This is a genomic window from Nocardia sp. NPDC003345, from assembly GCF_053589395.1.
In genome coordinates, this window is record NZ_JBSFRU010000256.1 from 1 (window position 1) to 9,646 (window position 9,646).

Here is a 9,646-nt window from a genome sequence, read left to right on the forward strand (position 1 = left end):
CGCCGCGCCGGTGGTGGAGGCGGAAACGCCCGCCGCGCCCGACGTCCTGGACGCCGAAGTGGTCGAGCCCGCCCCGGTGCCCGCGCCGACCCCGGCTCCGGCCAAGAAGGCTCCCGCCGCCAAGAAGGCCCCGGCCGCCAAGAAGGCCGCCCCGAAGAAGACCGCGCCGAAGAACATCTGATCGGCCGGTCAGGGCTCGCGCCCCCGTGCACCTGTGGTGCACGGGGGCGCTGCTCTTATCATGGTGGGGTGGAACAGGTGTATGGCTTGACCGGGTGGATCATGCTCGCGCTGCGGCTGTTGGCGCTGGGCGCGACCGTATTCGCGCTGGTGCACGCCGTGCGCCAGCGCTCCGACGCGTTCACCGCGGTCGACAAACTGACCAAGCCGATCTGGTTGGCGATCCTGGGTGTGGCGGCGCTGTTGCTGCTGGTGGGATCGGCGGGCCTCGGGTTGCTGGCGTTCATCGCGATCATCGCGACGGGCATCTATCTCGCCGACGTCCGGCCGAAACTCGACGAGGTCCAGCGCGGACCGCGCTGGTAGCAGCCGTAGGCGGCAGAGCCGCGGCGCCCGGGTGGCACGGCGCGACTCCAAGGGTTACTGTGTCAAGCAGTAACACAAAGGAGTGTGCCGATGCGCGCGACGATGCCGAAGGCTGCCCTGGGCGCCCTCGCGGACCAGATCGACGGTCTGTTCGAGGTGCACCGCGCCGGGCTGCGTACCCGGGGTGGATACCGCAATCCGGCCCTGAATCCACCGCGGGTGGAACACGAGGTCATCGAGGCCCGGGCCGCCGACGGAGCCCGGCTGCGAGTGCACGCCTACGGCCCCGCCGACGCCCTGCCCGTGGTCCTCGTCCACGGCTGGACCTGCTCGCTCGAGTACTGGAACCCGCAGATCAACGAGTTCGCCGGGCGTTACCGGATCATCGCGTTCGATCTGCGCGGGCACGGGGAAAGCGAATTCGGAGCCCCGGAGGAACTGAACTGCCATCTGCTGGCCGACGACCTGTGCGCCGTCCTCGACGCGGTCCTTCGCCCCGGTCAGCGGGCGGTCTTGGTGGGTCACAGCCTCGGCGCGATGACCCTGCAGGCATGGGCCGGTAAGTATCCCCAGCGGGTCGCCGACCAGGCGGTCTCGGTGGTGCTGGCCAATACCGGGCCGCACTCACTGGTCGCCGAGACCACCGTCGTCCCGTTCTTCAACCGGCGGCTGCCGCTGATCGACCGGGTGGTCCCGCTGCCCGCGTGGCTCGGCCGCAACGGCTTGAGCGCGCGGATCGTCTTCCCGCCGGTGGCCGCGGTCCGCTGGATCTTCGCCCGGCAGATCATGAGCCTCGCGGCCGATGCGGAGGCGATCGAGTTCGGGATGAATATCGTGCGCTCGTGCCGGGCCCGGGTGCGGTCGGCGTTCGGCCTGCTGCTGGCGGAAATGGACCTCGGCGACGCCGCCCGCAATCTCACCGTGCCCACCACCGTGATCGCCGGGACCGCCGACGATATGACCCCGGCCGTCCACGCCGAGCAGATCGCTGCCTGGCTGGAACAGACCGGTCATTTGGTCCGGTTCGTGCTGTTGCCCACCGGGCACCTCGGCAACCTGGAAGCGATCGAGGAGTTCAACGAGGTGCTCGACCAGGTGCTCACCTCGGTGCGGGAGCCGGCCGGCGCGGTCGGCTGAGGTCCGGCCGGGAGCCGGTCAGGAGAACACCACGGTCCGGCGCCCGTGGACCAGGACGCGGCTCTCCAGATGCCAGCGCAGCCCGCGGGCCAGCACGACGCGTTCGATATCGCGACCCTGGCGGACCATATCGCTCACTTCGTCGGCGTGATCGACCCGGATCACGTCCTGTTCGATGATGGGGCCGGCGTCCAGTTCGGCGGTCACATAGTGGCAGGTCGCGCCGATCAGTTTCACGCCGCGGGCGAAGGCCTGGTGATACGGGCGGGCACCGACGAACGACGGCAGGAAGCTGTGGTGGATATTGATGGCCCGCCCGGCCCAGTGCTCGCACAGATCCTCGGGCAGCACCTGCATGAACCGGGCCAGTACCACCGCGTCCGGATCGTGGCGGTCGACGAGTTCACGCATCCGCTCGAAGGCCGGTCCGCGCTCGGCCGGGTCCTTCGGGAACGGGATGTGATGGAACGGGATGCCGTGCGCCTCGGTGATCGCGGCCAGGTCGAGGTGATTGCCGATCACCGCCTCGATGGTGGCCGGTAGTTCACCGGAGGTGGCCCGGCCCAGCAGATCGTGCAGGCAGTGGCCCTCTTTGCTCACCAGTACCACCGAGCGTCGCTTGACGCCGGAGTCGTGCACCTGCCATTCGGTGCGCGGACCGAGTTCATCGGCGATGGCCCGGAACCGCTGCCGCAGATCCTCCACGCCGAAGGGAACGGTCGAGGCCCTGATCGACTGACGGGTGAAGAACCAGCCGGTCTCGGGGTCGGAATGGTAGCCCGCCTCCAGGATGGATCCCCCGAACCCGGCGATGAACGAGGTGATGGTGGCGATGATGCCGGGACGGTCGGGGCAGCCCAGGGTGAGCACATAGCGACGGTCGTCGGCGGCGGGAACGGCGGAAACCATGAGGTCATCCTGACAGGGCGGGCCCGGACCGCCGTCCGCGCCTCCGTCCGGTGCCGGTCAGAGCGTGTAGAACGGCTCGGGGTAGCGGAACTCGCCGAGGATCTGCGCGTCGTAGGCGGTCAGCGGCCGGATCTGGAAATGACTCGCCCAGTCCGGCTCGTCCGGCGCGATGCCCAGTCGCTCGGCGGGCTGGAAGCCGAACCGGGGGTAGTACTCGAGACTGCCGAGCAACCCGACCAGCGGTTCGTCCAGTGCGTCCGCGGCGCCGAGCACCGCGTGCATGAGCGCCGTGCCGATCCCCTCGCGCTGCGCCTCGGCGTGGATCCCGATGGGGCCGAGGGCCAGCACCGGGAACGGGCCCACGGTGGCCCGGGTCACGCAGACGTGGCCGACCACGGACTCGTGCGCCACCGCGACCATCGACAGGGTGGGGATCCACGCCGGATCACTGCGCAACCGCTGCACCAGCGCGATCTCGGGTGGTTCACCGGGGTCCGCGGTACCGGCCGCGAAACCTCCCGGTGCGTAGTGCGGCGCGAACGCGCTGCGGTGCACGGCGGCGATGGCGGGGGCGTCGACGGCGCGTTCGCGGCGGATCAGCAACGGCGTCCTCTCTTCGGCGGCCGATACGAGTGTGCGTGAGCGGTCCGGGGCGCGCAACGGAATTCGCCGCGCCGGGCCCCGGCCACCGGATGCGGGTATGCCAGACTCTGGACCCATGGCCGATTCCCAGTCGCTGACCCGGTCCGAGGTGGCCGCAATGATCGACCACACCCTGCTGGCTCCGGAGGCGACGAGCGCGGATGTTACCGCTCTCGTGGCCGAGGCGCGCGAACTCGGGGTCTACGCGATCTGCGTTTCGCCGGCCATGCTCCCCGTGCGCGCGCCGGGCGTGGTGGTCGCCACCGTCGCGGGTTTCCCGTCCGGCAAACACCATTCGCTGGTGAAGGGCGCCGAGGCCCGGCTGGCGGTGGAACAGGGTGCGGCCGAGGTGGATATGGTGATCGACGTCGGGGCCGCCCTCGCGGGGGATTTCGCCGCGGTCCTGGCCGATATCATCGTGGTGCGCGAATCGATTTCGGACCGCGCGGTGCTGAAGGTCATCCTCGAATCCGCGGCGCTGCCGGACGAGGCGATCGTCGAGGCCTGCCGCACCGCCGAGCAGGCGGGCGCCGATTTCGTGAAGACCTCCACCGGATTCCATCCCGCGGGCGGCGCCGAGGTGCGTGCCGTGCGGTTGATGGCGCAGACCGTAGGAGGTCGTCTCGGTGTGAAGGCGAGCGGCGGAATCCGGACGGCGGCCCAGGCCGCCGAGATGATCGCCGCCGGTGCGACCCGGCTCGGATTGTCCCGTAGCCGTGACGTACTCGGCGGTTTCCCGGAATGAGGCCGGCCCGCGATCGCGCGCGGGCCGGAGGTCAGCAGGACGCATTACTACCCTCGGCCGGTGCCGGCAATTCGGCCGCGCCGCCCGCGAGGTCTACCTCGATTCCGTTGTCGGTGACCCGCAGTTCGGTGGGTTCGAGGCCGAGCGGATAGGTCTGCAGGCTCTCGGTCATCAGATCCACGACACCCTGGGCCAGATCGTCGGGGATCCCGAATCCCAGGAACTGGGCCTGGGCGACCGATACATCGACCTTGCCGTCCTTGATCTGCGGCACCACCTGCAGTTCGCCGATACCGCCGAGGACCTTCATGGTGAGCTGTCCGGTATCGGGGTCGGAAACCACGTCGGACACCAGGCCTTTCAGCGTTTCGCTGATACCGGTGTTGCTCCAGCTCACATCGGCCGAGGAACTGCCGATCGAGCTACCGCTGCTACTACCTTTCGGCATCGTGATGTCGTGGAACTGCGCATGCACCTGCATACCGACGGCGGGGCCGAATTCGGCGCCCTCGCTGTCGACGTCCATCCGGGAGACCTTCCCGTCCAGCCAGGTGATGAGCAGTGGTTTGGCTCCGAAACCGACGTCGATCTTGGAGCCCATTTCCTTTTCGAATTGTGAGCTTATGCAGCTCGCGATGCGGTGCCGCGCATAGGCTTCACCGCCGATCAGCGCGCCGGCCACCAGCACGAGCACGGCGACCAGAGCGATCACGGTGGTCCGGCGGCTGACCTTCGGGACAGACAGGGACTTGGTGGGCATGAGTGAGATTCTTCCCGATGATTCTGTGCCGGCTATGAGGCCCGGATATGGGCATACGGTGAAGCCGCCGATGTCAGCGGTGGTTCCCCGGCCGAATTGTGATCTGAAGCACATGCCGGCCTCCGCCTGTCAGGCGGGCGCCACCGTGGACCACGGCACCTCGAGGATGTTGTCGCGCAGCCGCCGCCGGAAATCGCGGACCGGAAAGCCCTGCTCCCGCAGGAGATCCGCGGACGCCCGCCAGCGCACCCGGGGACCGAAGGAAGCAAGTGGGGCGTTGTGCGCCCAGGCGCGGTCCGCCGCGATCAGCAGGGTGTGGATCCGCTCGCCGGGGATATTGCGGTGGATCAGCGCCTTGGGTAGCCGTTCGGCCAGATCCGAGGGCCTTTCGACCGTGCCCGGATCCCAGGCCAGAGTCAGCGAACGCGGGCCGGTGCGGTCCAGGACCACCCAGGCGCAGCGGCGGCCCAGTTCGTCGCAGGTCCCCTCCACCAGCAGGCCGCCGGGCGCCAGGCCCGCGAGTACGGTCCGCCACGCGCCGTCGACCGCTTCCTCCGGGTACTGACGCAGCACATTGAACGCGCGGACCAGGATCGGGCGCAGACCCGCCAATTCGAAACCGCCGCGTGCGAAGACCACGCCGTCGCGGTCGGGCACCACCCGCGCCGGATCGATTTCCAGACCCACCACCCGGATATCCCGCCGGACCGTACGCAACCGGGCGGCCAGTTCCAGCGTCGTCCAGGGCTGTGCCCCGTATCCGAGATCGACCACCAGCGGATCGGCCGCCTCGCGCAACACCGCGGTGATCCGCGGATCGTGCATCAGTTGCCGGTCGCTGCGCCGGAGCCGGTTCGTGCCGGTGGTACCGCGGGTGACGGTGCCGAGCGGGCTGCTCAGCCGGCGGACTTGTGCTCGTCCAGCCATTTCTGGGTCACTTCGGCCTCGGCGCGGAACAGGTCCACCAGATTCACCAGCATGAGCTGTTCCAGGCGCGGGCCGACCATCGGGATGAAGACCTTGGCCTCCGACGACATCCGCATCGTGCAGCCGGTCTCGGTGGGGAACAGGGAGATGGTTCCGGTGAGGCTGCCCGGCCCGGCCGGAATCGACGCCGAGTACCGGCCGTCGACCTCGGGCCCGAACGGGCCGAAGCTCTCCTTACGGGTGATGACCATATCCTTGCGCATCACCGACTGGGCGATCTCGGGAAGTACATCGCGGGGCAGGATGTGATGCAGCACCACGTCGATCCCGTCCTCGCTCGCGTCGATGGAGACCACCTCGTTGGGCGAGTACTTGCGCATCTCCTCCACCCGCGCCTCCCAGTAATCCCGGTTCGTCAGCGCCGCGTACAGCTCCTTGGTGGTGTGCAGCGGGTAGCGGGCGGAATAGTCGAGTCGGCGAGCCATGGGCGGTAGGTTACCGTCCGCGACCGCGCGCACCCGCCGGAGGCCGGATGGCGCGGGCGCGTAGCCGGGGGCGTTACCCGCGCTCGGCGATCCAGCCGTTGGTGAACTCGGTCTCCTCGGCGAGCAGTTCGGTGAGACGTTCCCCGATGGCCTCTTCGATCTTGCGGCCGAACAGCGGGATCTTCACCTCGATGGAGCCGGAGATCTCGGCGACCGCCCCGGTGGGCTCGTCGGTGGCGGTGATGGTGCCCCGGACCTCCGCCGGAGCGCCCTCGACCCGGGCCTCGAAACTTCCGGTGGTCCCCGACCAGAGCTCGGTGCGCGGAATGACCAGATCGCCCGGGTGTACGGCGGTGATGGCGGGAGGCAGCAGATCGGAGGGAATGGTCTGCACCACCTCGACCCGCACCTGCTCGCCCTCCACGGTCAGCGAGACGAACTTCGCGTTCGGACCGCCCACCGCCTCGATACGATCCCGCCAGTACTGCTCCGTGCAGAATGCCTCGCGGACCGCGGCGACCGGGTGGGAATAGCGAGCCGTATACGCCAGCGCTGTAGCCATGACCGAACACGCTACCGTCTGGTCGTGCGAACTTCTCGGGTTGTCCCGGCCGACGAACTGCGTACCCTGCTGGCCGGAACCGGCGCGCTGGTGCGCCCGTCGGTCCCGCTCGCCGAGCTCACCACGCTGCGGGTGGGTGGTCCGGCCACGGTCGCCGACTGCGCCACCACCGAGTCGCTGGTGGCCACCGTCACCGCGCTGGACGCCGCCGGGGTGCCGGTGCTGCTGCTGGCCGGCGGCTCCAACCTGCTCGTATCCGACGACCCGGTGCCCGGCGTGGTGGTCCGCGTCGCGAGCGACGGTATCGAGTTCGGTGCCGACGGGGTCACCGTGGATGCCGGGGCCGACTGGGACTCGGTGGTGGCGAAAACCGTGGCCGCCGGGTTCGGCGGGCTGGAATGCCTGTCCGGTATTCCCGGATCGGCCGGGGCCACCCCGGTGCAGAACGTCGGGGCCTACGGGGTGGAGGTCGCCCAAGTGCTGCGCCGGGTCCGGTTGCTGGACCGGGCATCGGGGGAGACCCACTGGGTGGGGCCCGAGGATCTCGCCCTCGGCTATCGCACCAGCCGTCTCAAACACACCGGCGACGCGGTGGTGCTGGCCGTCGAATTCGCCCTCGACCCGTCGGGCGTGAGCGCGCCGCTGCGGTTCGGTGAACTGGCCCGGACCCTCGACGCCGGCGAAGGCGAATCCCGGCCGGCGGCCGCGGTCCGCGAAGCCGTGCTCGGCCTGCGCGCCGGAAAGGGCATGGTGCTGGATCCGGCCGATCACGACACCTGGAGCGCGGGCTCGTTCTTCACCAACCCGGTCGTCCCGGACGACCGCGTGGACCGGGTCCGCGCCGCCATCCGCGACCGGGTCGGCGATATTCCCGTCCCCACCTACCCAGCGCCGGACGGCGTGAAGTTCTCGGCGGGCTGGCTGATCGAACGAGCCGGATTCGGCAAAGGCTTCCCGGGCGCCGGATCCGCCGCGCGACTGTCCACCAAACACACGCTGGCGCTCACCAACCGCGGTACCGCGACAGCCGCCGATCTGGTGGCGCTGGCGCGGACGGTCCGCGACGGGGTGGCCGAGCGGTTCGGGATCGTGCTGGTGCCCGAACCGGTGCCGGTGGGTGTGCAGATCTGACGCCCGGCGCGGTCAGGAGCGGCGGGCGAAACGGCCCGGGTCGGCCTGATCGCGGGGTTTGACGATGATCTGGTCCAGGTTGACATGCGGCGGGCGGCTCGCCGCGAAGGCGACTATCTCGGCGATGTCCTGGGCGACCAGCGGGTCGATGCCCTGGTAGACGGCGGCGGCGCGGTCGGCGTCGCCGTCGAAACGGACCAGCGAGAACTCGGTCTCCACCGCGCCGGGCGCGATCTCGGTGAGCCGCACCGGCTGACCGAGGAGTTCACCACGCAGGGTCCGGTGCAGTACCGCCTGGGCGTGCTTGGCGGAGGTGTAGCCGGAGCCGTTGTCGTAGGCGTGGAAGGCGGCCACCGAGGTGATGGTGACGATCAGGCCGTCCCCGGAGGCGATGAGTTTCGGTAGCAGGGCCTTGGTCGTCCGCAGCGTGCCCAGGACGTTGGTCTCCCACATCCAGCGCCAATCGTCCAGATCGGCATCCGCGACGGTGGCCAGGCCCTTGGCGCCGCCGGCATTGTTCACCAGCACGTTCACGTCGCCGATCGCGTCGGTGAACGCGCGCACCGATTCCTCGGAGGTGACATCGAGTTCCAGCGCCGTCCCGCCGATCTCCGCGGCCAGCGCGGTCAGCCGGTCCAGCCGGCGGGCGCCGACATACACGTGATACCCCTGCTTCGCGAGTTCCCGGGCGGTGGCCGCACCGATTCCCGAACTGGCTCCCGTGACAACAGCGGTACGTGTGCTCATGGGCCGATCCTATGATGCGCACATGGGCATCAGAGAAGTGCGCAGTATCGACGGCACCGGCATCGTCTACCGGACGGGCGGTTCCCCGGATTCACCGCCACTGGTTCTGGTGCACGGCTGGTCGGCGGATCTGCGCTGCTGGGGAACGGTGTTCGACGACCTCGCCGCCGATTTCCGGGTGGTGGCGATCGACCTGCGCGGGCACGGATACTCGGAGGCCCCGCGCACCGGATACGACGAACCGAAGAACTGGGCGGGCGATATCGCGGCCGTCCTGGCCGCGGAATCGATCGAGACCGGCGCGGTACTGCTGGGCTGGTCCTACGGCGGGATCGTGATCAGCGACTACCTCGCCGAGTACGGGACCGGCGCGGTCGCCGGAGTTGTCTACACCGGTTCCATGGCCAATATCGGCAAAGGGGTGCCCGGTGCCGAGGTCGGAGAGGCCATGGCCCAGGCGATACCGGCGGTGTTCGAGGAGAGCCCGGGGCGGGCGATGCGCGGATTCACCGCGTTCGGCGACGCCAATACCGGGGCGCGGCGAGACAAGGGCGCGGACGCGCAGCGCCTGTTCGGGTCGAGCCTGGCCACTCCGCCGTTCGTGCGCAAGGCGCTGTTCTACCGCTCGGTCGACAACACCGAGACCCTGCGCGGCCTGGATATCCCGGTGCTGGTGCTGCACGGGTCGGCCGACCCGGTGGTCCCCGTGGCCGACGGCCGCTATATCGCGGATGTCGCGCCGCACGGCCGCGTCTCCATCTGGGAGGGCGCCAAGCACGGGCTGTTCCTCGAGGATCCGGAGCGGTTCGTCGCGGAGGTGCGGGGGTTTGTGTTGGAGGGTGTCGGCGGCTGACACCGGCTGACGGTTGGGGTGGGGGAGGGGACTGCGCTCGTCGAGGTGGGGAGGAGGTCATTTCCCTCGTGAAGGGGGGTGACCTCGCGCGTGAAGGGGGAGGTGACGTTGCTCGTGGAGGTGGGTGGGCGGCTTTGACTGCGGAGGTGGGGAGGTGAGGTTGCCCGCGGAGTGGGGAGGTGAGGTTGCCCGCGGAGTGGGG

Annotated in this window: 12 protein-coding genes and 1 pseudogene; 6 read left to right on the plus strand and 7 right to left on the minus strand. The window is 69.6% G+C overall.

Annotation, left to right across the window (positions count from 1 at the left end):
* The 3 genes and pseudogenes from ACWDU1_RS23665 to ACWDU1_RS23675 form a co-directional block, all read left to right on the plus strand.
* Positions 1–181: pseudogene (locus ACWDU1_RS23665) on the plus strand (hypothetical protein); the annotation flags it as partial.
* 68 nt (positions 182–249) lie between these two features.
* A complete protein-coding gene (locus ACWDU1_RS23670) occupies positions 250–546 on the plus strand; it encodes a DUF2516 family protein (protein WP_450001621.1) in 297 nt (98 codons plus the stop codon).
* A gap of 90 nt (positions 547–636) precedes the next feature.
* On the plus strand, positions 637–1,683 hold the full coding sequence (locus ACWDU1_RS23675) for an alpha/beta fold hydrolase (RefSeq protein ID WP_450001623.1): 1,047 nt from the start codon (positions 637–639) through the stop codon (positions 1,681–1,683).
* A gap of 18 nt (positions 1,684–1,701) precedes the next feature.
* Here ACWDU1_RS23675 and purU read toward each other — a convergent pair whose 3' ends face one another.
* Together purU and ACWDU1_RS23685 are read right to left on the minus strand one after the other, a co-directional pair.
* Positions 1,702–2,592: a formyltetrahydrofolate deformylase gene (gene purU / locus ACWDU1_RS23680; RefSeq protein ID WP_450001625.1), complete on the minus strand. Its 891-nt coding sequence runs from the start codon at positions 2,590–2,592 to the stop codon at positions 1,702–1,704.
* A gap of 57 nt (positions 2,593–2,649) precedes the next feature.
* The gene (locus ACWDU1_RS23685) at positions 2,650–3,195 is read right to left on the minus strand and encodes a GNAT family N-acetyltransferase (protein ID WP_450001636.1); all 546 of its coding nucleotides are present in this window, start codon (positions 3,193–3,195) and stop codon (positions 2,650–2,652) included.
* Between the two features lie 115 nt (positions 3,196–3,310).
* Between ACWDU1_RS23685 and deoC the strand changes: the two genes are divergently transcribed.
* Entirely contained in the window at positions 3,311–3,979 is a 669-nt protein-coding gene (gene deoC, locus ACWDU1_RS23690; RefSeq protein ID WP_450001627.1) for a deoxyribose-phosphate aldolase, read from the plus strand.
* Positions 3,980–4,010: 31 nt separating this feature from the next.
* Here deoC and ACWDU1_RS23695 read toward each other — a convergent pair whose 3' ends face one another.
* From ACWDU1_RS23695 to ACWDU1_RS23710, 4 genes are all read right to left on the minus strand, one after another.
* Positions 4,011–4,739: an LmeA family phospholipid-binding protein gene (locus tag ACWDU1_RS23695; RefSeq protein WP_450001629.1), complete on the minus strand. Its 729-nt coding sequence runs from the start codon at positions 4,737–4,739 to the stop codon at positions 4,011–4,013.
* Positions 4,740–4,868: 129 nt separating this feature from the next.
* Positions 4,869–5,666 carry a class I SAM-dependent methyltransferase gene (locus ACWDU1_RS23700; protein ID WP_450001631.1) on the minus strand — a complete coding sequence of 266 codons (798 nt, stop codon included), beginning with the start codon at positions 5,664–5,666 and terminating at the stop codon, positions 4,869–4,871.
* Positions 5,636–6,151 (minus strand): DUF2505 domain-containing protein, encoded by a 516-nt coding sequence (locus ACWDU1_RS23705; protein WP_450001632.1) that lies wholly within the window; start codon positions 6,149–6,151, stop codon positions 5,636–5,638. The genes ACWDU1_RS23700 and ACWDU1_RS23705 overlap by 31 nt, the downstream gene beginning before the upstream one ends.
* Positions 6,152–6,224: 73 nt before the next feature.
* Positions 6,225–6,713, minus strand: coding sequence for a DUF2505 domain-containing protein (locus ACWDU1_RS23710; RefSeq protein WP_450001633.1), 489 nt, complete (start codon positions 6,711–6,713; stop codon positions 6,225–6,227).
* Between the two features lie 90 nt (positions 6,714–6,803).
* On the opposite strand from ACWDU1_RS23710, the gene ACWDU1_RS23715 reads away from it, so the two are divergent.
* Complete coding sequence (locus tag ACWDU1_RS23715; RefSeq protein WP_450001638.1) at positions 6,804–7,844, plus strand: UDP-N-acetylmuramate dehydrogenase; 1,041 nt, start codon at positions 6,804–6,806, stop codon at positions 7,842–7,844.
* A gap of 12 nt (positions 7,845–7,856) precedes the next feature.
* Here ACWDU1_RS23715 and ACWDU1_RS23720 read toward each other — a convergent pair whose 3' ends face one another.
* The gene (locus ACWDU1_RS23720) at positions 7,857–8,591 is read right to left on the minus strand and encodes an SDR family NAD(P)-dependent oxidoreductase (protein WP_450001634.1); all 735 of its coding nucleotides are present in this window, start codon (positions 8,589–8,591) and stop codon (positions 7,857–7,859) included.
* Between the two features lie 22 nt (positions 8,592–8,613).
* Between ACWDU1_RS23720 and ACWDU1_RS23725 the strand changes: the two genes are divergently transcribed.
* Positions 8,614–9,444 (plus strand): alpha/beta fold hydrolase, encoded by an 831-nt coding sequence (locus ACWDU1_RS23725; protein ID WP_450001635.1) that lies wholly within the window; start codon positions 8,614–8,616, stop codon positions 9,442–9,444.
* Positions 9,445–9,646 lie beyond the last annotated feature (202 nt).